The 24,113-nt window shown below is 37.2% G+C and carries 21 protein-coding genes; 11 read left to right on the top strand and 10 right to left on the bottom strand.

Annotated features, from left to right (window positions below; all coding sequences use genetic code 11):
- The first annotated feature begins 126 nt into the window (after positions 1–126).
- The gene (gene dhaS, locus ATZ35_RS04940; protein WP_208929763.1) at positions 127–675 is read left to right on the top strand and encodes a dihydroxyacetone kinase transcriptional activator DhaS; all 549 of its coding nucleotides are present in this window, start codon (positions 127–129) and stop codon (positions 673–675) included.
- Positions 676–925: 250 nt separating this feature from the next.
- On the opposite strand, the gene ATZ35_RS04935 is transcribed toward dhaS, so the two are convergent.
- Positions 926–1,918 (bottom strand): dihydroxyacetone kinase subunit DhaK, encoded by a 993-nt coding sequence (locus ATZ35_RS04935; protein WP_208929762.1) that lies wholly within the window; start codon positions 1,916–1,918, stop codon positions 926–928.
- A 406-nt stretch (positions 1,919–2,324) separates the two neighbouring features.
- On the opposite strand from ATZ35_RS04935, the gene dhaK reads away from it, so the two are divergent.
- The 7 genes from dhaK to rihC all read left to right on the top strand — a co-directional run bounded on the left by dhaK (position 2,325) and on the right by rihC (position 9,740).
- A complete protein-coding gene (gene dhaK / locus ATZ35_RS04930; protein WP_208929761.1) occupies positions 2,325–3,308 on the top strand; it encodes a dihydroxyacetone kinase subunit DhaK in 984 nt (327 codons plus the stop codon).
- A 56-nt stretch (positions 3,309–3,364) separates the two neighbouring features.
- The gene (dhaL, locus tag ATZ35_RS04925; protein ID WP_208929760.1) at positions 3,365–3,952 is read left to right on the top strand and encodes a dihydroxyacetone kinase subunit DhaL; all 588 of its coding nucleotides are present in this window, start codon (positions 3,365–3,367) and stop codon (positions 3,950–3,952) included.
- A complete protein-coding gene (dhaM, locus tag ATZ35_RS04920; protein WP_208929759.1) occupies positions 3,945–4,313 on the top strand; it encodes a dihydroxyacetone kinase phosphoryl donor subunit DhaM in 369 nt (122 codons plus the stop codon). The genes dhaL and dhaM overlap by 8 nt, the downstream gene beginning before the upstream one ends.
- Positions 4,314–4,341: 28 nt before the next feature.
- Complete coding sequence (locus tag ATZ35_RS04915; protein WP_208929758.1) at positions 4,342–5,469, top strand: glycerol dehydrogenase; 1,128 nt, start codon at positions 4,342–4,344, stop codon at positions 5,467–5,469.
- Between the two features lie 170 nt (positions 5,470–5,639).
- On the top strand, positions 5,640–8,231 hold the full coding sequence (mprF, locus tag ATZ35_RS04910) for a bifunctional lysylphosphatidylglycerol flippase/synthetase MprF (RefSeq protein WP_208929757.1): 2,592 nt from the start codon (positions 5,640–5,642) through the stop codon (positions 8,229–8,231).
- Between the two features lie 113 nt (positions 8,232–8,344).
- Positions 8,345–8,677, top strand: a complete 333-nt coding sequence (locus ATZ35_RS04905; protein ID WP_208929756.1) for a hypothetical protein — start codon at positions 8,345–8,347, stop codon at positions 8,675–8,677.
- 139 nt (positions 8,678–8,816) lie between these two features.
- Entirely contained in the window at positions 8,817–9,740 is a 924-nt protein-coding gene (gene rihC, locus ATZ35_RS04900; RefSeq protein ID WP_244148216.1) for a ribonucleoside hydrolase RihC, read from the top strand.
- A 71-nt stretch (positions 9,741–9,811) separates the two neighbouring features.
- Here the strand turns inward: rihC and ATZ35_RS04895 are convergent, their stop codons facing one another.
- The 3 genes from ATZ35_RS04895 to hisJ all read right to left on the bottom strand — a co-directional run bounded on the left by ATZ35_RS04895 (position 9,812) and on the right by hisJ (position 14,382).
- Positions 9,812–10,102, bottom strand: coding sequence for a hypothetical protein (locus ATZ35_RS04895; protein ID WP_208929754.1), 291 nt, complete (start codon positions 10,100–10,102; stop codon positions 9,812–9,814).
- Positions 10,103–10,623: 521 nt separating this feature from the next.
- Positions 10,624–13,260: a YfhO family protein gene (locus ATZ35_RS04890; protein WP_208929753.1), complete on the bottom strand. Its 2,637-nt coding sequence runs from the start codon at positions 13,258–13,260 to the stop codon at positions 10,624–10,626.
- A 294-nt stretch (positions 13,261–13,554) separates the two neighbouring features.
- A complete protein-coding gene (hisJ, locus tag ATZ35_RS04885; RefSeq protein ID WP_208929752.1) occupies positions 13,555–14,382 on the bottom strand; it encodes a histidinol-phosphatase HisJ in 828 nt (275 codons plus the stop codon).
- 301 nt (positions 14,383–14,683) lie between these two features.
- Here hisJ and ATZ35_RS04880 point away from each other — a divergent pair, with 301 nt between their 5' ends.
- Complete coding sequence (locus ATZ35_RS04880) at positions 14,684–15,337, top strand: helix-turn-helix domain-containing protein (protein ID WP_208929751.1); 654 nt, start codon at positions 14,684–14,686, stop codon at positions 15,335–15,337.
- A 36-nt stretch (positions 15,338–15,373) separates the two neighbouring features.
- Here ATZ35_RS04880 and ATZ35_RS04875 read toward each other — a convergent pair whose 3' ends face one another.
- The 6 genes from ATZ35_RS04875 to ATZ35_RS04850 form a co-directional block, all read right to left on the bottom strand.
- On the bottom strand, positions 15,374–16,621 hold the full coding sequence (locus ATZ35_RS04875) for a glutamate-5-semialdehyde dehydrogenase (protein WP_208929750.1): 1,248 nt from the start codon (positions 16,619–16,621) through the stop codon (positions 15,374–15,376).
- Between the two features lie 22 nt (positions 16,622–16,643).
- The gene (gene proB / locus ATZ35_RS04870) at positions 16,644–17,438 is read right to left on the bottom strand and encodes a glutamate 5-kinase (RefSeq protein ID WP_208929749.1); all 795 of its coding nucleotides are present in this window, start codon (positions 17,436–17,438) and stop codon (positions 16,644–16,646) included.
- 142 nt (positions 17,439–17,580) lie between these two features.
- Complete coding sequence (locus tag ATZ35_RS04865) at positions 17,581–18,825, bottom strand: DUF1015 domain-containing protein (protein WP_208929748.1); 1,245 nt, start codon at positions 18,823–18,825, stop codon at positions 17,581–17,583.
- Positions 18,825–20,012, bottom strand: a complete 1,188-nt coding sequence (locus ATZ35_RS04860; RefSeq protein ID WP_208929747.1) for a phosphoglycerate dehydrogenase — start codon at positions 20,010–20,012, stop codon at positions 18,825–18,827. The genes ATZ35_RS04865 and ATZ35_RS04860 overlap by 1 nt, the downstream gene beginning before the upstream one ends.
- Positions 20,013–21,104 carry a 3-phosphoserine/phosphohydroxythreonine transaminase gene (gene serC / locus ATZ35_RS04855; RefSeq protein WP_208929746.1) on the bottom strand — a complete coding sequence of 364 codons (1,092 nt, stop codon included), beginning with the start codon at positions 21,102–21,104 and terminating at the stop codon, positions 20,013–20,015. It lies immediately after the preceding gene.
- A 253-nt stretch (positions 21,105–21,357) separates the two neighbouring features.
- Positions 21,358–22,053 carry a MurR/RpiR family transcriptional regulator gene (locus ATZ35_RS04850; RefSeq protein ID WP_208929745.1) on the bottom strand — a complete coding sequence of 232 codons (696 nt, stop codon included), beginning with the start codon at positions 22,051–22,053 and terminating at the stop codon, positions 21,358–21,360.
- A gap of 42 nt (positions 22,054–22,095) precedes the next feature.
- Here ATZ35_RS04850 and ATZ35_RS04845 point away from each other — a divergent pair, with 42 nt between their 5' ends.
- Together ATZ35_RS04845 and ATZ35_RS04840 are read left to right on the top strand one after the other, a co-directional pair.
- On the top strand, positions 22,096–22,713 hold the full coding sequence (locus ATZ35_RS04845) for an AAA family ATPase (RefSeq protein WP_086445433.1): 618 nt from the start codon (positions 22,096–22,098) through the stop codon (positions 22,711–22,713).
- A 12-nt stretch (positions 22,714–22,725) separates the two neighbouring features.
- The gene (locus tag ATZ35_RS04840; RefSeq protein WP_208929744.1) at positions 22,726–24,042 is read left to right on the top strand and encodes a PTS sugar transporter subunit IIC; all 1,317 of its coding nucleotides are present in this window, start codon (positions 22,726–22,728) and stop codon (positions 24,040–24,042) included.
- Positions 24,043–24,113: the final 71 nt, after the last annotated feature.

Raw genomic sequence — 24,113 nt, 5'->3', positions numbered from 1 at the left:
TAAGGAATAAAGCGGACAAAATTTAATCAACTTTAGCTTAGTTTGTTTGAACCTAGAAACATTGATTTTCTAAATGCTGATTAACTGGTACAATAAAAGTAATAAAGAAATTAAAGGTGCAGATAAATGACAGGATCATTGATTACAAAAAAGAAAATTGCGAAGATCTTTAAAAAACTTGTTGGTCAAATTGGTTTTGAAAAAGTAACGATTGCAAAAATCATGCAGGAAAGCCATATGCGTCGCCAAACCTTTTATGACTATTTCCAGGACAAGTATGAATTGGTGGACTGGATTTTCCAGCAAGAGGCAATTGAAAAAATTGAAGATAACCTTGCTTATGAGGCGTGGCAGACTATAGTAGAGAATCTTTTTATCTATTTTGAGGAAAATCAACTTTTTTATCGAAGGATTTTACAATTTGAAGGTCAAAATTCATTTCAAGAATATTATACACAGCATTTAAAAGCATTGATCAACCAAGTTCTGGTAGTTAAAAACCGATCTGAAGGAGAGCTTAAGGAATCAGATCGTTTGTTTTTAGAAGAGTTTTATGCAAATGCCTTTGTTTCTTTAACAAGCAAATGGATCATTGAAGGCTGTCAGGTTGATTCACATCGATTTGCGGAGCAGATGAAAATTGCCTTTTTAATGGGATTTGAAGAAAAACAATGAACAATAATGTATACATGGAAATTACATTATTTGTTCATTGTTTTTTGTTTGGGACTGAGAAGTTCATTCCGCTTTCTTATGATCTAGCTACACAAAGCAACTCTCAAGGAAAATAGATAATCTGACTATGAAACAAAAAGCGTTTCCTAGTCAGATTCCTAATTGCCTCGACACACAATGAGTGAAATGAATTGATGTAGAAAGGTACCTACTTGGTTTCATGAGAGTTAAACGCCTCATTCCGCTTTTCTTATTTCCAACCAAAAGCATCAGTTGGTGCATTTAAATAATCTATCCATTTTTCTTCTGTAACGGTTAATAGTGTTAGTGAAAGTCCGTTAGTATTATAGGCGGTTAAAAAGTTGCCCATTCGTTTGTAAACTATTTCAATATCTTCAATATCCAATAATTGTTGGACGTCATTCATGAAAATACTCAGCTCAAGTAAAGGGATTCCACCTAAACCGTTTACTAAGACAGCCGCTTTGTTTAATTCGTTTCTTGGATATTGTTGTTTTAGCTTATTCACTAACTCGATTGCGATCCGCTCAGAAGATTGCATTGTTTCAATGCGATAACCAGGTTCTCCGTGGATGCCAATGCCAAAGTACATTTCGTCTTCTGCCAGTTCATATTGTTGGGGGATCATCCCAATAGGAGAAGCGGGTGAAAAAGCGACTCCTAATGTTTTGATTTGAGAAATCAGTTGTTTACCTAGTATTTGCAGTTCATCTAAAGAGTGGCCAACAGCAGCTGCCGCTCCGAGAATTTTATGAACAAAAACAGTTCCAGCAACTCCGCGTCGTCTCTTTTCAAATGAACCACTTTCAATAGAACAGTCGTCATCAACGATGACATGAGAAACGAGCAACCCTTTTGCTTTGGCTAGTCGTTCAGCTTCAAGAAAGCTTGCTAAGTCCTTTTCAAAGTTTTTGATAATCAACAAGGTTCCGCAACCATTGTAAGTTTGTTCGATAGCTTGTAAGATTTCACCACTAGTTGGTGGCTCAAAGATCGCTCCCATTACGGCACAATCCAGCATATTTTCACCAATATAGCCGATATGAGCTGGCTCATGTCCACATCCTCCGCCACTGATCAGGACCACTTTATTTTCCGGGATTATTTTTTTAGTGACGATTCCAGTTTCAGGTTGCCAATTTAATTTGTCATTATATGTATAGATGATACCAGCTAATAATTGCTGCCGAATATGCCCGCTTGAATTGATTAATTGCTTCATTGAGCCACTGCTCCTTTTCCATTAATATCAGTTTCTATTATACGCTGTCTTTCCAGTGAAAACTATAGTTTAGAAAAAAATCAAAATGAAAGCGGACACATAAACTTGTTTGTCCGTTGCAACTTTTTTCATATGCGAGTATTGTAAACGTATACAATGTTGGTAACAACGTTTCGCTTTGCTACACCTTGTACTTTTCAACATCAGTTCATTTCACTTACTGTGTTTCAAAGCAAAGCGTAGCGGGCTCGACCAACTTCGACAGAAAAATAGGAAAATATGAGGGTGGCGCTTTTTGCCTCACTCAGATTTTATCTTTTTTCCGAGAGACTAGCTTGTGAAGCTAGATAAAATAAAAGCTAAACAAGTTCGTTCAGCCACAACAGAAAAAACAGGAGGGAATATCATGAAGAAAATTATCAATCAAGCTCAAAATGTAGTTCCGGAAATGGTGCAGGGATTTGTCCGTGCTCATCAAGAGATAATCGAGCAAGTACCAGAAACATTTGTTTTAAAACAAAAGGAAATTGGTAAACAAGTTGCATTGATCAGTGGTGGTGGCAGTGGTCATGAACCGGCTCATGCTGGATTTGTCGGCTCGGGTATGTTGCAGGCAGCAGTTTGTGGTCAGGTATTCACATCACCAACTCCTGATCAGATTTTTGAAGGAATTAAAGCGGTCGATCAAGGGCAAGGTGTTGTGATGGTCGTAAAAAACTATTCTGGGGACATTATGAACTTTGATATGGCGAAAGATTTAGCTGAAATGGAAGATATCAAAGTTGGCACGGTGGTTGTGGATGATGATATTGCAGTTGAAGACAGCACATACACTCAAGGGAAACGTGGTGTAGCAGGTACTGTTTTAGTTCATAAGATTCTAGGAGCAGCAGCGCGTAATGGCGCATCAGTAGAAGAATTAGTTGAATTAGGAGAATGCGTGGTTAAGAATCTAAAAACAATCGGAGTTGCTTTGACAGGCGCAACGGTTCCTGAAGTAGGAAAACCAGGATTTGTATTAGCAGATGATGAAATTGAATTTGGTGTTGGTATTCATGGTGAACCAGGTTATAAACGAGAAAAAATTAGACCATCTAAGGAGATGGCTGAAGAATTGATTTCTAAATTAGCAGCAGCGTTTCAATGGAATAAAGGAGATCAATTCGCTATTTTAGTGAATGGTTTAGGTGGGACGCCCTTGATGGAACAATACATTTTTTATGATGATGTAATGAGTTTGTTAGATGCTGAAGGTGTAAAGGTTTCATTTTCAAAAGTTGGTAATTATATGACTTCATTGGAAATGGCCGGAATTTCTGTCACGTTATTGAAAGTAGAAGATGATTGGGTAGCAGCGCTGAATGAAGACGTTGATACAGTAGCTTGGTAAAGGTCAATCTAGATTGAGTATTGTTACGTATAGTTTGAAAAACGGAGGGGACTTTAATGTTTACAGTAGATAATCTAAAAAAATCATTACAACTATTCAAAGAAAAAATCGATAAAAACAAAGATTACTTAAGTGAGCTGGATACGCCAATCGGCGATGGGGATCATGGTAATAATATGGCACGTGGTATGGAGGCTGTTAGTGAGAGTTTGCAAAGTAAGGAGCCTCAAACCGTGCAAGATGTCTTCAAGCTTACTGCAATGGCTTTGATCAGTAAAGTTGGCGGGGCTTCAGGTCCACTTTATGGAACAGCTATGATGGAAATGGCCAAAGCTGCTGCAACAACTTCGGAGGTATTACCTATTTTAGAAGCTGGCTTAGCAGGAATTGAAAAACGTGGAAATAGCAAACCAGGTGAAAAAACCATGCTGGATGAATGGGCACCAGCAATCGAGGCAATCAAAAAGGATATGTTAACAGAAGCCTTACTGGAATCAGCGGTAGAAGCAACTAAAGAGATCACTGCAACCAAAGGACGTGCTTCTTATGTTGGCGAACGCTCGATCGGTCATATCGATCCAGGAGCAATGTCCAGTATGTATTTCTTTCAATCTTTAATGGAAGCGGGTGTCTTTGATGCGTAATGGTGTAGTGATAGTCTCTCATGTTAAGGAAATAGGCGAAGGTGTTGATCGTTTGATCAAAGAAGTGGCGAAAGATGTCCCGATAACAGTTGCTGCTGGATTAGAAGATGGTGCAGTCGGTACTTCTTTTGAAAAAATCATGGAAGCCTTTGAAAAAAATTCAGGTGAAACATTATTCGCATTTTATGATTTAGGCAGTGCCAAAATGAATTTAGAAATGGCGGTTGATATGACAGAAAAAGAAGTGCTTTTGTTTGATACGGCTTTAGTAGAAAGCGCTTATACAGCGGCTGCGTTACTGCAGGTAGATACACCGATCGATGCCATAAAGGAGCAATTAGCGCCTTTAAAAATAAAATAAAATAAGATAAGAATAGGAGTTTTCAAACATGAGAAAAGCGTTTATTAGTCCAACGAAATACGTTCAAGGTGAAGATGAGTTATTGAATTTAGGTTATTTTGTGACAACATTTGGCAAGAAAGCTTTGTTGATTGCTCACGCAGATGATGTGAACCGAGTAAAAGATAAATTAGATAAAACAGCTGAAACCTTTGATATTTCTTTTGTTGAAAGTAATTTTCACGGAGAAGCATCACGTATTGAAGTGGCCCGTCTACAAAAAGTGGCAGAAGAAAATGAGTGTGATTGTGTAATCGGTCTTGGCGGTGGTAAAGCAATCGATACCGCAAAATGTGTGGCAGAAGGGCATAACTTGATCATTGTGCCTACGATCGTTGCAACAGATGCGCCAACAAGTCACTCAGCAGTGCTTTATACAGAAGATGGTCAATTTGATGATTATGCTTACTTTGTGCAAAGTCCAAGTGTGGTGTTGATCGATACAGTCGTAATTGCGAATGCGCCAACGCGCTTCTTAGTTTCTGGTATGGGTGATGCGTTATCTACTTATTTTGAAGCAAGAGCAACCCATAATTCATATTCTAATGTCAATGCTGGCTTGCCTTGTGGCGCACGAGAAGGTGTCTGTCCACCAGCGAAAGGAACAAATACAGCGTTGGCCTTAGCTAAATTATGTTATGAAACAATTCTGGAAGATGGTTTAAAAGCCAAAGAAGCTTCAGATAATAATGTGGTGACCCCTGCATTGGAAAACATTATTGAAGCGAATATCTTACTTTCAGGTTTAGGGTTTGAAAGTGCGGGTCTGGCAGCAATCCATGCGATTCATGATGGTTTGACTGTTTTACATGATGCACATGGCGCAACTCATGGTGAAAAAGTAGCATTCAGCACGATTTGCCAGCTGGTTTTAGAAAATGCGCCGAAAGCTGAACTATATGAAGTATTAGATTTTGCACTATCGATCGGACTGCCAGTTTGTCTAGCAGATTTAGGCGTGAAAGAAATTTCAGATGCGGAACTAACAGAAGTCGCTGAAAAATCTTGCATTCCAGAAGAATCGATCCATTCAATGCCATTTCCGATTACAGTGGATCAAGTCAAAGCAGCGATTATTGTGGCGGATAAAATTGGGACGGAATATAAGAATCATTAGTATTAGTAAATAGATAGAAGTAGTCGTTGAGCTTAGTTATTTAAGTTTAGCGGCTATTTTTATAGAAAATAGTCGATTTCAAGAGCTAAAGTGGAAAAATAATCCGTTATACGCTAACATATAAAAGAAAATACATTATAGAACTGGATCATAAGAAAAGCGGTGAACAAATGAAAAACAAAATAGACCAGTTATTTCATTGGATGAAAGAGCATAGTTTATTATTAAAACTAATATTTCTTGGTTCTGTGCTGATTTTTGTAGCGAATCAAGTAACCCATATTGTGCAGGGCATGACGTGGGAAGATGTCTTTCATACAATGGGACAACAGAATCGTTTTCGGATTCTCGGCATGATTTCAGCAGGCTTGATCGGTGTTTTACCGATGCTTTTATATGATTTTGTGGTCGTAAGTGTACTTGAGGAACAAGGCAAGCCTAAAATGAACCGCTGGGAGTGGTTTGTGTCTGCTTGGGTCACCAATACGATCAATAATCTTGCAGGTTTTGGCGGTGTCGTTGGGGCAACGCTACGGGCTAATTTTTATGGAAAAGACACGCCGCGTAAAAAAGTTGTTGCAACGGTCTCTAAAGCGGCTCTATTTATGATTTCTGGTCTGTCGATTTTAGCGTTTATTGCGTTTGTTGATGTTTTTTTTATTCGACCAGATAGCTTATTCCGAGAATATTGGGTTTGGTTACTTGCTGGAAGTTTGATTGCGCCAGCATTATTGCTATTTACGCAATTAAAAAAATATACTTTATTTAAAGATTTTTTTCCGAAAGGAATATTTTTATTGTTTGGTGCGTCACTGGGGCAATGGCTAGGTGCGATGTTGGTTTTTTTAAGCGTGGGGGCTTTGATGCAAGTCGATGTATCATTGATATCTGTTTATCCAATGTTTGTGATCGCTACTTTGATCGGAATGCTGACGATGGTGCCTGGAGGAATGGGGACGTTTGATGTACTGATGATTTTAGGTTTATCTCAATTAGGTGTGAGCCAATCGACAGCTGTTGTATGGTTGATTTATTATCGTTTATTTTATTACGTATTGCCGTTTATGACTGGAATTATTTTGTTTATTCATCAAACAGGAATCAAGATCAATCGATTTTTTGATAATTTACCACGGATGTTTTCACAAAAAGCGGCACACTTTATTTTAGTAGCGGCACTTTATTTTGCCGGGATCATGATGGTTTTATTGTCTACGATCACAAATCTATCGAATGTTAGTCGACTGTTTAAACTTTTATTGCCGTTTTCGTTTGATTTTTTAGATCAAACGTTTAATATGCTGATTGGTTTTTTACTATTAGGACTAGCCAGAGGGATTTCGATGAAAGTGAAAAAAGCCTATTGGCCAACGATTGGCTTGTTGATTTTTGGGATCATCAATACCATTTCCAGAACAGCTTCATGGCAATTGGTACTGGTCTATCTGATAATTCTATCCGCCGTTTTTTTAGCAAGAAAAGAGTTTTATCGGGAAAAGTTTGTCTATTCTTGGGGTGCATTAACAGTTGATAGTATTTTATTCAGTTTCTTATTCATTATTTATGCTGTAGCGGGGTATTATAGCTCTCACCCGGATAAAGTAGGTCCGATTCCTCACATGTTTCTGTTATTTCCATCGGATGATGTCTGGCTATCTGGTTTGATTGGATTAGGGATTTCGATGATCGGTTTGATCACGCTCTATCAATACTTGGCAGAGACGTCCAAACATTTAGGTGATCCGTATCAAGGAGATCGTTTAACAGCTCTGATCGAGAAATATGGAGGTACAGAAGGCAGTCATTTACTGTACTTAAAAAATTACTCCTATTATTATTATCAAGAAAATGGTGAAGATGAAGTTTTATTTGCCTATCAAATCAAAGCCAATAAGTGTTTTCTTTTGGCTGATCCTGTTGGAAATCAAGAGAAGTGGGCTGAAGCTACGCTAGCATTTATGGATGCAGCTGATCTGCTTGGATATCAAGCGGCATTTTATCGAGTTAGCGAAAAATATACCATGATCCTGCACGATTTAGGGTTTAATTTCATGAAAGCTGGTGAAGAAGGGCTTGTATGTTTTTCTGGTAAAGATAAAGCCTCAATTTCTTTTGCGCCTGATCAGATGGAGTTACAACATTTAACGAATTTAGGATATACATTTAGGCTGTATCATGAGCCTATTTCAGCTGAGCTGTTTCAAGAACTAGGGCATGTGTCTGAGGAGTGGCTAGGTAGTCAACGGGAGAGAAATTTTGTCTGTGGTTATTTTGATCAAGAATACTTAGGGTTGAGCGATGTAGGTGTTTTACGGAATGAGCAACATGAAGTGATCGGTTTTATTTCAGCTAAACCAATTGTTCAAGGTCGTGAAATGTCCTATGATTTGCTTCGATATCGTGAATCAGCACCGAAGTATACTGCAGATTTCATGCTAACGCATTTTATCACAGACTATCAAAATCGTGGCTATCGCTCGGTTAATTTAGGAGCTGCACCGCTAGCGAATGTCGGTGAAACAAAATACTCATTTTTAAATGAGCGTCTGATCAATATTTTTTATAAGTATGGCGATCAATTGTATGGATTCAAAGATACGAGAAAAGAAAAAGAACAATATGTTACGAGTTGGGAATCCAGATATTTTGCTTATTCAAAACAAAGTAATGTGCTCTTTGCATTTATTCAGTTGGCGTTATTGATTGAGCGAAGTAAAGGCAAAGTTGCTTCACTAGTTGAAGAGGTCATGACAAGATCATAAAAGAGGGGAGGATGAAGCTAGAAATGGTTTCATTCCCCCTTTTTGTACTGCTTAAGTCCCACTAGTAAAAAAATGTGAATAGCGTATAATAATTTAAAAGGAGGTTTTTTTGGATGAATAGTAAGCAAGTGAGAGTAAGCACGAAAGCTGAATTAGCAAAGGAATTAGACAAGAAGACAGATGAAATTATTGTTGAAGGTGATTTCAGTCAAACCATTGCTGAAATCAAAAAGGGGCAACTAAACGATACAGACATGCTAGGTTTTGCAGTTGGTAGCGGCGGAACAGGTATGATCATGGAATATGGTATCAGCAAGTTAATGGATGTTTTTGATCCTACAGCAAAAGAAGACAAAAAAATTCGGAAACAAATTGAACGATTATATACAATCAAGCGTTTAACGCAGGAATCATTTTTGCTGCATTTAAAACAGTTAGATTATTAAAATAGAAGAAGGCGGGGAAACAGGCACTTTTTCTGTTTCCCCCTTTTTTATAAAAAAGGGGTAGCTTTAATTTTCTGAAATGAGCATGGGAGAAAGGCTTTTTCAGATAATTTTAGTTGAAAAGGAAGGATTACGTAACGTGAAAAAAACAAGAAAAATCATTATCGATACAGATCCAGGAATCGATGATGCAGTAGCAATTGCAGCGGCGCTTTTTGATGAAAGGCTGAACGTTAGATTGTTTACGACTGTTGCTGGTAATGTCAGTGTAGATAAGGTAACCAAAAATCTACTTAAACTGCTCGCTTTTTGGGGGAAAGAAGTTCCGGTGGCAATCGGAGCAGATCGACCATTACTTCGTGAAGCGATCAATGCAAGCGATATTCATGGAAGCACTGGGATGGACGGCTATGAATTTCCCGAATCAAAATATGAACTATTAACAAAAAATCATGCAGTGCTTGAGATGTATAAAGTCTTGATGGAGTCTAAAGAAAAAACAACGATTGTGGGAATCGGTCCGCTGACGAATATTGCTCTTTTACTTAGAATTTATCCGGAATGTGTGGAGAGAATTGAAGAACTGGTGATCATGGGTGGTTCTTTGGGGAGAGGAAATTACGGAATATTATCTGAATTTAATATTGCTGCAGATCCAGAAGCGGCTAAAATCGTATTTGAAAGTAAGATTCCATTGACGATGGTAAGCTTAGATGTTGGAGAGAAGGCGTTAATATTACCTGAAGATCGTATGCGAATCAAGAAAATGAATAAAACAGGTGATATGATCGACCATTTATTTAGCAAATATCGTGGTGGCAGTTTAGATACAGGATTAAAAATGTATGATGGCTGTGCTGTGGCCTATTTATTAGCGCCGGAAATGTTTGAGGTTAAAGAATCTTATGTGGCAATTGAAACACAAGGTAGCTTGACTGCTGGTGCTACTTTAGTTGATTTGGCTGGGTACTTAGGGAAAGAGATTAATTGCCGAGTGTGTGTGGATATTGAGGAAGAACAATTTAGGCAGTGGTTTATAGAAGCGATTGAGAAGTGTGATTGATCGCTAGGCTATAAGATAAAAGTGTTGCTTATACAAAAAAGCAGTCGTAATTACGATTGCTTTTTTAGCGTTTACCCTACAAATTCAAGCATCATAAAATAGAAAAGCGTAGCTAGTAGAAATAAGATATAGGCACCTGTAACCATTCGACTTAGATGAACACTCTTCCATTTGTTAGAATAGGCTTTTTGAAAAGTGATCATCAACATAGATAATGTAATTATTGTTACCAAAATAGGTCTAAAATTAAAAAACATATTCCAATGTGGAGACAGTGTTGTAATTTGGATTCTTGGTAAAAAGTAATAGATGATTATCGCTAAATTAGTACCAAAAATTGAAATAGGTTTTGCTTTGTTCATAGCTAGTCCTCCATTCTAGTATAAGTTTATGTTTGAGCTAATTCAAAATAGTTTCATAGTTAAACTTTCGATTAGTAGGCTACTTTCCTATTTTAATGATAATATATGATTTTTTACTCGTCAATCCTATCTGCTTGTTCTAAGTGTTAAGAATAAAAAAAGTCAGTGTAATAAAAAAAGAGTGCCTGAGACATAACTCTTCGAGTCATATCCCAGACACCTGGAATCCGGATAAACGGTGGGAGCAAACGGTCCTCCATGCTTCGAGGATCGGAGTGAAACGAGAACCGTAGATGCAGAAGCAATCCCTTCGGAAATAAGCCAGAATTCACAAAAATTTGAAGAGCACCAAGTAGGTACCAAGAATCATCAGTTCGTAAACTCACTGTGATTCTTGGCAATTTTCGTGAATTCTTTCTTATTGCTGTAAAACACAGCGAGGTACGAGCTGATGTTGCACAGTACCTACTTGGTTCTCGGGATTAAACACTTCTGTCCCAACCTCTTCACAAAAGATCATTTTAACGTTTTTTCCGTTTTCTTTTTTTAGGTTTTACTAAAGTGAGTTTAGGTTTATTCGTAAATCGTACATAAACCACAAATCCCCCGATACAAACAACAAACAAAATCGCACCAGGTATAAAACCTTCCGGTAGATAAACAAATTCAATCGTATGCTCACCTTGTGTTACTGGAATGCTGACAAAGGCTTTTTTAAACGCTTCGACCGGTACTTTTTTTCCATCAACATACGCTTTCCAGCCTTTATCGTAAGGAATCGTTGTTAAAAGGACCTGGTCTTTCTCAGCGTTCACTGTACCTACAGCTTTTCGTCCTTTAGCAGTTAGATCAGCGCCTTTGGCTTGGATTGCCTGAACAGATGATTCAAAGGCTTTGGTATCTAAACCGACAACTTTAGGTTCCATAAAACTAACGGTTGTTGTGCCATAAAAGCTCACTGTAAAGGTAACAGTAGTTGGTTTATCGTAATAGCCGATATTGTAATACTGTCCTGTAATGTTGATTTGTGATTTTTGGCTAACACCGTTGACCGACATCGTTGCACTTGAACTTTCTAGTTGAGCGAAATCTGTTGGGAATAAGCTAAGATACGCTTGAGTATTAGCTGGTACATCAACTGTCCAAGTAATATCTTTAGAAATGTTGTTTTGAATTTCTCTATAAGTTACTGATCCAGCATTTTGCTCGATTTTAACATTTGTTTTATTAATAATCGTTGGTTGATAAAATTTGAAATAATTTTCTTGTTTATCAGATAATGCATTGAATAACTCCGTTTGACTGGTTAAGTTATCGTTGGCGGGCTGTTTGACTTTATAAATATCTTTATCAGCTAAAAAGCCTAATGGCAACGCATTACTATTTTCGTATAATGAAAATTTATCTGCTTTATCTGTTGGGAAAAAGCCAAATTTCAAGGGATCACTTTCCGAAATATTGTATTTGATTCCAACAAGTGAGTCCATTAACAACGTATTATTAGGGTAGCGAATATTCAAACCAGTTCCTCTAGAACGGAAACCTAAGTCATTCAAGTAAGAAGAAGAATGACGATTTCGGATAGAAGAAAACAAACTGACTCCGCTGTAACCGTAATTAATACTATCATTAGAAGAAACAGGATTTAAGTTTTCCAACCGATAAAAAGAATCATTTTCTTTTTTTGTTTTATCCACTAATTTTTTGATGGATGGATAAGGCTCAGAGTAAAGGCTACGTGAAGCATAGTTCCAATCATCGAGAATACCTTTTAGCATTGTATTAGTATTGATGAATGCCTCTGTTGAGACGAGCAACAGCAATAATATAATCAGATAATGCATCGGTATTTTTTTCAGTTGATAAAAGACGATACTAGCTAGATACAAGAGTAAAAATAAAGCTGTAATGACAAAGGCCGAAATCGGAACATAGTCATAACTTGTGGCGTTTTTTGTACCTTCCGCTAAGGCGAAAATAGCGATCAACATAATCGTAGAACCTGCTAAGACGCCGAGATCATCTGTTTTAAATTTTTCAAAGCCGTATCCTGCTAATAAAACCACTAAGAAAGAAAATAAAAAACTATAACGGAACAAGAACATATTCGGTGCGTGCATCCCGTGCCAAAATAGGTTCAGCGGCGTGATATAAAAGCTAGCAATCAAGATGATAAATAGGCTACCAAATAAGAATTTGTTTTTCCGTGGAATTTCCTTTGTGACAAAGTAAAAGATACAGAAAATTAGTGGAAGCAGACCAACATAGATAAACGGAATCGAACCATATTTGGTCGTATCATACACACCGATCATGTTTTTCATGACGATATCCCAAAAAGCAGTGGCTTCTGTTTTAAACTGAGTGACTTCAGATAATGTTTCGCCATTTGCACGTAAATCAAGAACAGCGGGCAGCACTAAAATCATCGAAGCGCCTCCTGCTAAAAGAGAAGTCAGACCATAAGGAATGATCCGTTGTTTGTATACTTTCCAATTCGTCAACATTCGAGCGATAAAGTACAAGAATGAGAACACACCAATCATAAAGCCCATGTAAAAATTGGAAATGAACAAGAGCAGATAACTGACAAATAGCAGTGTTGGTTTTCGTTCATCCATCAGACGATGAATACCGAGAATAACCAAAGGCAGATAAGTAAATGCATCTAACCACATGATAATTTCAGAATGTGCGGTTGCAAAAGACATCAAAGCATAGGGTACACTAAGCATGACATGTCCCCACTTAGGCATTTTATAAGTGTTCTTAGCAAAGACCCAAAAAGCCAAACCAGCTGAACCGATTTTCAGTAAGGTGATCAGATATAGTGCATCTGGGATATTTTGGTTTTTAAAGAATAGGACGAGCGGGGTAAATAGTCCACCCAGATAATAAGAAATCAGGGAAAGATAGTTTAATCCCAACGATGCATTCCATGTATAAAAAATACTTTGTTTACCATGTAGCATATTGTTAAAACTAGCGTGAAAATTGGAAAATTGTGAAAAAGAATCACTGGCCATCACACTTCGGCTACTACCGGGGTAAATACCAATACTTAAATAAACAATGACCATCACAAAAAAGGGAATAAAAAAGCTGGCGGTCATATAAGGCCAGTTTTCTTTGATAAATGCTTGCATTTTTTTCTTCATAATCGACCTCGCAACGTAATAAATAGAATATATATAGTTTAGCATATCCGTTGAAAAATTGATTGTCAGAAAGAAAAAATTAAAGAAATTAAAAGGGTTTTGAGAGGTATCAATAGGAAAAAAAGGTGTAATAGCGTATTTTTGGATTATTTTGTGTAATTTAAAAAAATAAGCATATAATAATTGCTATAAAATAATCAGTATAGGACTACCTTATACACAATACACATCAGTTGATGACTTAAGTAAAAAGAGCAAGATTTGTGGATAACTTTTCACAAGTCTTGCTCTTTTTTAAAGGTATTGTGTAATTTTCTCGTATCCTTGCCCAACATCAGCTAGTGAATGTGTATCAGACCCATAAACAAATGGGATGCCTAGTTCGATAGCCTTTTCAGTTATCCACACCTGTGGATAACTCTGTTGATAACCCTGTTTATAAAATCCGGCAGTGTTTAAATCTAAGCTGTATTTTTCCTGCTGTATACGTGTCAAAAGGGTGTGGACAAGTGCAGTATTTTCGAAAGAATAATCAGTTGGTTCTTCAAAGAAACGCTCGAATTTTTGGCATAAAGAAATATGACCTAAACGTGTAGGTTTAAAAGGACCAAAATCAACTTCTAGAGAGGCTAAAACCTTTTGATAGTAGGACTTTTGAGTCTTTTGGAAACTCCCTAAATAATCAACAACACCTGTCTTATATTCTTCAAATGAGTAATCAATTCCGCGTAATCCACCTTCCCCTTCAAGAAAGTGTACCGATAAAATACTATCATCAGTTTGAGATCCATACTCCGCTAAAAAATCACGGGTCCATCCTTCAAACTCTGAAAAATAATCTAACTCAAAGCCAATGTGAATAATGATGTCAGAAGCGTACTTTTTTCGTAAGCGATTCATCCTTTTAAAATAGTTATCCACATCATTTAAAGCCATCGAGGCAGTTTTCCACACCTCAGGGTCTCCCGCTGCAAATTTTTCTATACCCTTAGGTAAAGGAGCGTGTTCTGTAATGGAGTATTCTTTAAAACCTAGACGAATTGCCTGTTGAATCAATTGCTCAGTATCTTCCACTTTTCCATGTGGACAAAATTCTGTGTGGGTGTGACCATCACGTTTCATGAGAAATCCTCCTTTTTTTAATTGTGTATAACTTTCTATTGTATCATTCGCAGTTATAGATAGTGTATCAAAAGGAATTCTAAATGTATATCTGAAGAAAGTATGATTGTAAAAAATAAGCAATAGGAATAAAAGATCTCCGTAAAAAGTTCTCTCTCTTTGATATAATAAACATAAGGGAAAGTCTTGCTATATAAGCATTCTACAAAATATAGAGACCTAGATTATCCTCTTTCTACAAATACAAGGTAGTCTAACGCATCTTTTTATTATAAATTAGAGTTAGAAAGGAGCTTGGATAGTGGAACTAAAAACGCAATTAAAAAAATATCGGAATACAAATGAATGGACACAAAAAGATTTAGCAGAAAAATTGAATGTATCTGACAAAACGATTTCTAGTTGGGAAACAGGGCGTACTTATCCAGATGTGCACATGTTGATAAGTCTAAGTGAGTTGTTTGGGATTACTTTAGATGAGTTTATGAGAGGAGATTCAAAAATGGTAAAAAGAATCGATACGGATTTAAAGTTAAAAAAAGTGTATAAATATGGCTTGATCACAACCGTTCTCGTTTTGCTAGTTGCGGTGATTTTTTTGAACGTGTATCAATATAAAAATCAATGGGTAGATCGGTTTAATCCATTTATGGAAATGAAAATAGGGTATGCCACTTTGCCTACGAAAGTTACCTATAATGGGGGAAAAAAGTATGAAGAAAGTAAAGAGGGGTTACAATTCCCAGATCCTTATGAGGATATTTGGGTAGCGGACGATCCTTTTGGTGGTGGAAGTAAATTGACTTTTTCTGGAGGTCAAGCGCCTGAAGGAAAAAACTATGCATTAGTACAACATAAAGGAATCTACGTACGACGAATATCTTTTGTTTCTTGGGAGTCTATTCCAGGTATGTATCGGGACATAATGAATAAAGAATATGAAAAAATTCCTTAGATAGACAATCGTCTCTAAGGAATTTTTTTACTAGTTTTACTTTCGATATTGCCCATCACCATAAACAATATATTTCGTAGAAGTTAATTCTGCTAAGCCCATCGGCCCACGTGCATGTAACTTCTGCGTACTAATACCGATTTCTGCACCAAAACCAAACACAAATCCATCTGTAAATCGTGTCGAAGCATTGGCATAAACGGCTGCTGCATCAACTTGCTGTAAAAATTGTTGTGTAGCAAAATAATTATCACTGATGATACTTTCAGAATGTTTGGTATTGTAGCGATTGATATGATGAATCGCTTCTTCTAAAGAGTCTACAACTTTAATGGCTAAAATGAAGTCATTGAATTCCGTTTCCCAATCTTCTTCAGTGGCTGGAATTGATTGTTCAAAAATAGCTAGTGCTCGTTCATCCGCACGTAGCTCTACATTATATTCACTTAATGCTTTTTCGATTACAGGTAGAAAATCCTTCGCCACATCTTGATGGATCAATAATGTTTCTGCTGAGTTACAGACAGAAGGACGTTGGCATTTTGCATTGACGATTATATTAGTAGCCATTTCTAATTGGGCATCTTTATCAATATAAACATGGCAATTGCCAGTTCCTGTTTCGATCACTGGAACAGTTGCAGTTGTTAAGACTGTTTTGATCAAATTAGCACCACCACGAGGAATCAACACATCTAAATAATCATTTAATTTCATCAATTTTTGCGCCGTTTCCCGAGAGGTGTCATCAACAAACTGAATCGCAAAAGGAGAAGCGCCTTTTTGTGCTAAGGCTTGTTGTAAAATCGTAACAAGGATTTGATTTGAGTAGAAGGCTTCTTTCCCGCCCCGTAAAATCACAGCGTTACCAGTTTTAAAACAAAGACTTGCTGCATCTGTCGTCACATTTGGACGGGATTCATAAATGATGCCGATTACACCCAGTGGCACACGTTGTTTACCGATCATCAAGCCATCTTCATTTTTCCACATTTTATCGACTTCACCGATCGGATCAGGCAAAGTTGCAACTTGACGGATGCCATCTGCCATTTCTTTAATTCGTTCATCAGTTAAACGTAAACGATCAAGCATTGTTTCAGTAATCCCGTTTTCTGTGGCTGTGGCTAAATCTTTCTGATTTTCGAGTAAGATTGTAGCAGTATTTTTTTCTAGCTCATCCGCCATATGCAGTAACAGATCATTTTTTGTTTTTGCGTCCATCAAACCTAGTTGATAAGCTGTTTCTTTCGCTTGTTTGCCTAATTGTATTAAATCAGTCATGAAACGTTCCTCCTTTTTTGAACTAAATAAATAACGTACCAATCATTTCACCATTTAAAATATCAAAAATAATCTTAGGTTGTTGCCCATTTGCTAAAATCATAGCGCCATTATGTGCTAGTACACGTTCTGCAGCTTTCAATTTACTGTACATACCGCCAGTTCCAAAGCGGCTGCCTTTGCCACCTGCTAATTGTAAAAGCTCGTCGTTGATCTCATTGATTTCTGAAAAGAGTGTGGCGTCTTTATTAGTATTCGGATTATCAGAAAAGAACCCATCAATATCAGATAACATGATCAACGCATCTGCTTGTATCAGTTGAGCTACGATTGCCGATAGTTGATCATTGTCGCCAAATTTTGTTAGATGATCTAATTCGTCGATTGCTACAGTGTCATTTTCATTGATGACAGGAATGATGCCCATTTCTAGGAGTTGCTCTATTGTGTTTGTTACGTTTTTGCGGCTTTCAGGATATTCGATTACATCTCTGGTCAATAATAATTGGGCAATTTGCTGGCTATAAGTCAAAAAACGCTGATTGTAAATGTTCATCAACTCCGCTTGCCCAACTGCCGCTACTGCTTGTTGTTCTGGAATGGTCGGGGGTCGTTTGTCCATGTTTAATTTATTCAACCCAACACCGATCGCACCAGAAGAGACTAAGATGATTTCTTTACCTTGGTTGCGCAAATCGGATAAGGTGAATGCCAATTGATCAATGGCACTTAAATTAATATTACCATTGGGGTAGATCAACGTACTTGTTCCTACCTTGATAACGATTCGTTTTGCATCTTTTAATTGTTTTCGCATGGTTGACCTCACTTATTTCCTAACTCTTCCAGAGTATTTTACATAAGGCTATTATCTAGCCATTTCCGTTTATTTGCAAGAAAGCTTGGACAAAAATTTTGCTTTTGTCCAAGCTTCGATTTTATTCTTCTATTTTACAGCTTTATACGTCATTTGTCTCTAGGTCGTGCACAAATAATCCACTCAATAATTTTGGTTCAAACCACGTTGATTTTGGTGGCATGATTTTTCCAGCATCGGCCACATTTAATAAATCATCCATTGTAGTTGGGTAAATAGCAAAAGCTGCTGTCCACTCACCACTATCAACTAATTGTTCTAATTCTTTCATTCCACGAATTCCACCGACAAAATCGATCCGTTTATCGGTACGAACATCTTGAATGTCGAAAATCTCCGCAAATACATGATTTTGTAGCAAAGAAACATCTAAACCATCAACAGGATCATCAGATAAAAGCGATTCTTTAGCAGTCAATGTATACCATTGTCCATCTAAATACATACCGAACGTTTTCGGTTGGTCAGGTTTTCCTGTTTCGGTTTTTGTAACTGAGAAATTAGCGCTTAGACGTTCAAAGAAATCTGCTTCAATTGGAACATTGACAACCCGATTGTAATCTAAAATCTCCAGTTCTTCTTTAGGAAAAATCACTGATAAAAAGTAGTTGAACTCAGCTGTGTCTGCTGCATTAGGTTGGGCATCTTTTTTCTTTTGACCGACTTTTACCGCTGATTCTGTTCGGTGATGACCATCAGCGATATATAATGCTGCTACATCTTGGGCAAAAGCTGTAACTAGTTGATCGATTACTTCTGATTGATCGATCAGCCAAACACGATGAGTGACCTCATGGAAACTAGTAAAATCATAGACTGGCTTATGCGTTTTTTTCCATTCATCTGTCACTGTTTGGATTTGTTCGTTTCGGCGATACGTTAGAAAAATCGGGCTAGTATTAGCATCACAAGCTTCAATATGGCGAATGCGGTCAACTTCTTTTTCTGGACGGGTAAATTCATGTTTTTTGATCCTACCATTCGTGTAATCAGTAATCGAAGTACACGTTACGAGTCCTGTTTGAGCACGTCCATTCATTGTTAACTCATAGAGATATAAAAGCGGCTGGTCATCTTGTATCAGCCATTGTTTTTGCAAAAAAGTTTGCAGGTTGCTAGCAGCTTTCTCATAAACTTGATCATCATAAGGAGAAAGTGTCTCTGGTAAATCGATTTCTGCTTTATCGATATGCAAATAAGAATAAGGATTATTTGCGCCGAGCTCTCGTGCCTCAGCAGAATTCAAAACATCATAGGGTAATGTAGCGATTTTTTCGCTGAATTCAGTTGCTGGGCGAATACTCTTAAAAGGATGAATCATAACCATTAATAGCTCACCACCTCAGTATTTTTGATTGTGCGTACACGGATGATATTTTCAGCAGCTTGAATTTTCTCAGCGGCAGCATTGATTTTTGCTTCATCTGTTTCAGCAATATCAACAATCGTATAGGCGTAATCATCACGACTACGGTTGATCATCGTATCGATATTGATTTCTAAATTTGCGATTCCTGTTGAGATTTGTCCCAGCATATTCGGAACATTTCTATGCACGATCGTAAAACGGAATGGTGAATTAAAGGCCATTTCTACAGTTGGAAAATTGACAGAACGTTTGATATTCCCTGTTTCTAAGAATTTTTTCAACGTACGTGCGGCCATTTTGGCACAGTTGATCTCAGCTTCTTCTGTAGAAGCACCTAGATGAGGTAAAACTAAGATTTTGTCATTGTGTAATAATCGTTCATCGGCGAAGTCAGTCACAAAATTGCTGATTTCTCCATTATCAAGAGCTTCGATCACAGCAGTAGTTTCTACTAATTCACCACGAGCAAAGTTCAGCAAAACAGCATTTTCTTTCATTTGTGCTAATTGTTTTTTGCCAATCAAATGATGGGTATTTTCAGATAAAGGAACGTGAACCGTCACAAAGTCACAGGTTTTTAAGACTTCGTCCATGCTTTGTGCTCGTTTAACACGGCGTGAAATGCTCCAAGCTGTATCAACAGAAACGAAAGGATCAAAACCAGTCACTTCCATACCTAAGCGATAGGCATCGTTAGCAACCATCGCACCAATCGCGCCAAGACCGATCACACCTAGTTTTTTGCCTTCTAATTCAGTACCAGCAAACTGTTTTTTCTGTGCTTCGGCTTGTTCTTCAGTGTCTGTTCCTGTCAACGTTTGAACCCAATTAGAGCCTTTTAAAATCGGGCGAACAGATAAAAGCAAGCAGGCAATAACCAACTCTTTTACAGCATTGGCATTGGCTCCTGGAGTATTGAAAACCACAATACCGTCTTCGGTACATTGTTTGACGGGAACATTATTCGTTCCTGCACCTGCACGAGCGACAGCCAGAACAGAAGCGGGAAAGTCATAATCATGGAGTTTTTCACTGCGTAAGATAATTCCAGCAGGAGAATTTGATTGATTGATCGTAAAGTTCTCTTCGTTAAAACGAGCTAAACCAACAGGTGCAATTGCATTGAATGTTTTAATATCATACATCTATTTTGTGCCTCCGTTTTCTGCTTCAAATTTTTTCATCAAATCAACTAAAGCTATAACACCCTCTTTAGGAAAGGCGTTATATAAACTAGCGCGCATACCACCTACAGAACGGTGACCTTTTAAGTTTTCAAAACCTGCTGCTAAGGCTTCTTGGTTGAATTTTTTATCTAGTTCATCGCTTCCTGTAATGAATGGAATATTGTTGATTGAACGGTCTTTAGGCGTTACAGGTGAAGAAAATAGTGTAGATGAGTCGATGGCATCATATAAAATCGCTGCTTTTTCTTTATTCTGTTTTTCCATTTGACGAACGCCACCTTGTTCTTTGATCCATTCAAAGACAAGTTTTGCCATATAGATGCTGTAGGTTGGTGGTGTATTGTACATTGAGCCATTTTTCGCATGGATGTCATAATCTAACATGGCGCTAAGAACATCTGCTTGCCCAATCAAATCATCACGAACAATCACGACGGTCAGTCCAGCTGGCCCAATATTTTTTTGCGCTCCAGCATAAATCAAGCCAAAATCAGCTACATTATAATCAATTGATAAGATATTAGAAGACATATCCGCGACAATTGGTACATCTCCTGTGTCAGGTAGATTAAAGATGGTTGTGCCTTCGATTGTATTATTGGTCGTGATATGGACATAAGCAGCATCTTGAGGAATATCTTCTTTGCGGATTTCAGGAATATAAGTAAAATTCTTGTCCTCGCTTGATGCAATTACTTCAACATCGACAATACCAAGTTTTTTCGCTTCACTGATTGCTTTTTTTGCCCATGAACCAGTATTGACATATACAGCTTTTTTATTTTGTGCCAAGTTTAAAGGAACCATAGTAAATTGCATACTAGCGCCTCCTTGTAAAAAGAGCACTTTATAATTATCAGGAATAGTCATTAATTCTCTGAGTAAGGTTTCAGCATTTTCAATGATCGATTCAAAAAGGGAGGAACGATGACTCAACTCCATCACGGACATGCCGCTGTTCTCATAATTCACCAATTCGGATTGTGCTTTTTCCAATACACTTTTAGGTAAAACGGCGGGACCTGCTGAAAAATTGTAAACAGTTTTCATACATCTATCTCTCCTTTGATATGATCATTCATCTACTATTATATAGTAAATGTGAAAACCATTATAACAGAAAGCTTAGATTAAAAAAAGATTAAAAGTAAATTTCGTAAAATTTTTCACAGAGGTTTTCATTTTAAAAAAGTCAAACATGTTTATAAATTGGTAAACATGTTTAAATCTGTCTGAAAGCGCTTCTAGTTCTGGTTTTTTTCAACTATAATGCACATGAAGAAACATCGGCCGAATCGTTCTTCTACTGTAAATTTTGAAGTGTGTAACTCATTAATAATTCAAATTGAATTAGAACTGTACCAAAAAATAGCTGAGGGTAAAAATCTTGATGGGAGCTCGGAGAATAAGTATTTGTACTGATAGAAAGTGTGGACAGTTTGCTGATGGTCGATTGATCATTGCCGACAAAGCAAATGCTTTCTAGTTCATTGGCTTGGGCGATTTCTGCTAGTTCAAACATTCTACCGGTATTACCGGAATTACTGATGAAAATCAACAGAACATCATCTTGGTGACTCGCTCTTAAAAATTCTAAATGACTATTAGAAGTAGCTCTAAATCCATAAAGATTCAAGTATTCAGAAAAGTAATTGGCTAAGTTTTGTGAGAAACCAGAACCTAAAATCATGATGTTTTTATCGTGGTACTTCTTTAATAACGCCAAAAAGTCTTCGCCATAAGTTGTGATCACATCATGGTTTTCAAGACGTTCTTGGCTAAGGTTGAATTCGCTAATATAAAAAACCAACTCACTATAACCTGTAAAATTCATCTTTTTAGCCATATTAACGACCGTAGCCGTAGATACAAAACTTTGTTTCGCAATTTCTCGAATACCTAAATTCTTTAATTCTTGGCGATGCTCAGCCATATACCTTAAAATTTGAACCTCGGTTTTATTCAATTGGTATTTTTCTGCAAGACTATCGATATTCACATGAATCACCCTTAAAATCATTTTAGTTAGGAGTATTATAACATGACAGAACAAGAATATATTAATGATCCCTGGGCAAGAGTTAAAACTAGAAATAATTTAAATGGCGATGAAGTAGTCTCTGCTTTACAAAAGTCGATCCGCCGTGGTAATGAACGGGCAGCATGCGATTTTGCTTATGAAATGTATATCACTTCACCCCAGTTTGAAGAAAAATTATGGCGTCGGTTGCTGGCAATTTCAGTAGAAGATATTGGGATGGGCAACGAAAATGCTGCAATTATGGTCAACAATTTAAATCAAATGCGTAAAGAATTTCAATACAATGAATCGGATCGCGCGATGTTCTTTTTCCATGCGATTCGTTACTTATGCCAATCAGAAAAAGACCGTTCCTCTGATTTGTTAAAAAATATTGTGATCAAAAGTTTTGCAATGGGGTATGTCCCTGAAATTCCAGATATTGCGTTGGATAAACATACTACTCGAGGCAAAGAGATGGGACGAGACTCAAAACATTTCTTAAACGAAGCGAGCATTGTTATTCCCCAAGCAGATGTGACGAATGACTATAAAGAAGAATATGCGAAAATTATTGATCGTTACGATCCAAATGAAGTCGTTGAGTCAGCTTTTGAATTTAACTCTTGGCAAGTTTAAGGAGGATCCCTGATGAAAAATTCAGCGAATGCGAAAGAATCTATTGTAAATCGATTAAATGATGTTTTAAGTCCGTTTGCCAATAAGATCGGTAATCAACGGCACCTTAAAGCAGTTTCTACTGGAATGATGTTTGGGTTACCGTTTATCGTAATTGGTTCTTTTTTCCTGATATTTGCTAATCCGCCGATTAATATGGAGCAGTATGATCCTGCTCATGCTGGAGTATTTATGAAGTTTTTAGCTGCTTGGAAAGAATTTGCGGTTGCTAATTATGATATGATCACCGCCCCCTATAATCTGACGATGGGGATCATTGGCTTGATCAGTGTTTTTGGGATAGCCTACTCTTTATCAAATGAATACAAACTAAATGCTGCAATGAATGGTATGGTCAGTATGGTGACATACTTGCTCGTTTGTACACCTGTTAAAGAAGGGACGATATCGTTAGCCTACTTAGGAACAAACGGTTTGTTTGTAGCTATTATCTTAGGACTTTTAGTTGTTGAAGTTAGCCGTTTTTTTGAAGTGAAAAATATTAAGATTTCGCTGCCTGATACAGTACCACCGATGGTTGTGACGTTTATTAATACGTTGATTCCGTTGTTGACGAATATTGTGCTTTTTTATGGCTTGAATTTGGTTTTCTTAGGGCTGATCGATCAAACATTCCCTGATGCCGTCATGTCCGTGTTGACTCCAGCCGTTAATATTGCAGGAAGTTTAGGTGGTTTACTGTTGATCGTCACTCTAGGAAATGTTTTGTGGTTATTTGGAATCAATGGATCCTCGATCATTTTTCCAATCGTCTTTACGCTGGGAGTGGCTCAAACCGGTTTGAATGCAGAACAAGCTGCCAATGGAGAAGCCATGACACATTTGATGAATTTACAGATGTTTCGGATCTCTGTTTTAGGTGGGGCTGGAAATACGCTAGGCTTAGTTCTTTTGATGATGTTTAGCAAAGTGCCGCAATATCGAACGATTGGGAAATTATCTTTTGTTCCAGGAATTTGTTCGATCAATGAACCAGTTATTTTCGGATTGCCGATAGTCTTTAATCCGATTTTAGGGATTCCATTTTTGATTATGCCAGTCATTTCGCTATTTTTAACCTATTTTGCTCAAAAAATTGGGCTGATATCACTTGGGTTTATCGTTGATCCATCATTCACTCCATTTTTTGCTCAAGCATACTTAGCAACGATGGATTGGCGGAATATTGTTTTTTATGTATTTTTAGTTGTTTTAAGCATGGTGGTTTATTATCCATTCTTCAAAGTTTTAGAAAAAAATCAAACGAAATTAGTGGATGAAGTGTTATAAACAGAAAAAAGTTAATGAAAAGAGACGTCTATTGCATAGTTTATGTTATAGGCGTTTTTTTCTATTAGTGG

Origin of the sequence: Enterococcus rotai, assembly GCF_001465345.1 — a bacterium.
Classification (GTDB): Bacteria; Bacillota; Bacilli; order Lactobacillales; family Enterococcaceae; genus Enterococcus_L; species Enterococcus_L rotai.
Note: the sequence above shows the minus strand (reverse complement) of the source record. Positions and strands in the feature narration are given on the sequence as shown.

Bases quoted from the DNA above. Each gene is read 5' to 3' on its own strand.
- ATZ35_RS04915 (WP_208929758.1), top strand. From the start codon at position 4,342: ATGAGAAAAGCGTTTATTAGTCCAACGAAATACGTTCAAGGTGAAGAT.
- ATZ35_RS04905 (WP_208929756.1), top strand. From the start codon at position 8,345: ATGAATAGTAAGCAAGTGAGAGTAAGCACGAAAGCTGAATTAGCAAAG.
- ATZ35_RS04935 (WP_208929762.1), bottom strand. From the start codon at position 1,918: ATGAAGCAATTAATCAATTCAAGCGGGCATATTCGGCAGCAATTATTA.
- dhaM (WP_208929759.1), top strand. From the start codon at position 3,945: ATGCGTAATGGTGTAGTGATAGTCTCTCATGTTAAGGAAATAGGCGAA.
- ATZ35_RS04890 (WP_208929753.1), bottom strand. From the start codon at position 13,260: ATGAAGAAAAAAATGCAAGCATTTATCAAAGAAAACTGGCCTTATATG.
- ATZ35_RS04860 (WP_208929747.1), bottom strand. From the start codon at position 20,012: ATGTATGATATTAAAACATTCAATGCAATTGCACCTGTTGGTTTAGCT.
- ATZ35_RS04845 (WP_086445433.1), top strand. From the start codon at position 22,096: ATGACAGAACAAGAATATATTAATGATCCCTGGGCAAGAGTTAAAACT.
- ATZ35_RS04840 (WP_208929744.1), top strand. From the start codon at position 22,726: ATGAAAAATTCAGCGAATGCGAAAGAATCTATTGTAAATCGATTAAAT.
- mprF (WP_208929757.1), top strand. From the start codon at position 5,640: ATGAAAAACAAAATAGACCAGTTATTTCATTGGATGAAAGAGCATAGT.
- dhaS (WP_208929763.1), top strand. From the start codon at position 127: ATGACAGGATCATTGATTACAAAAAAGAAAATTGCGAAGATCTTTAAA.
- serC (WP_208929746.1), bottom strand. From the start codon at position 21,104: ATGAAAACTGTTTACAATTTTTCAGCAGGTCCCGCCGTTTTACCTAAA.
- ATZ35_RS04875 (WP_208929750.1), bottom strand. From the start codon at position 16,621: ATGACTGATTTAATACAATTAGGCAAACAAGCGAAAGAAACAGCTTAT.
- dhaK (WP_208929761.1), top strand. From the start codon at position 2,325: ATGAAGAAAATTATCAATCAAGCTCAAAATGTAGTTCCGGAAATGGTG.
- hisJ (WP_208929752.1), bottom strand. From the start codon at position 14,382: ATGAAACGTGATGGTCACACCCACACAGAATTTTGTCCACATGGAAAA.
- ATZ35_RS04865 (WP_208929748.1), bottom strand. From the start codon at position 18,825: ATGGTTATGATTCATCCTTTTAAGAGTATTCGCCCAGCAACTGAATTC.
- proB (WP_208929749.1), bottom strand. From the start codon at position 17,438: ATGCGAAAACAATTAAAAGATGCAAAACGAATCGTTATCAAGGTAGGA.
- ATZ35_RS04895 (WP_208929754.1), bottom strand. From the start codon at position 10,102: ATGAACAAAGCAAAACCTATTTCAATTTTTGGTACTAATTTAGCGATA.
- dhaL (WP_208929760.1), top strand. From the start codon at position 3,365: ATGTTTACAGTAGATAATCTAAAAAAATCATTACAACTATTCAAAGAA.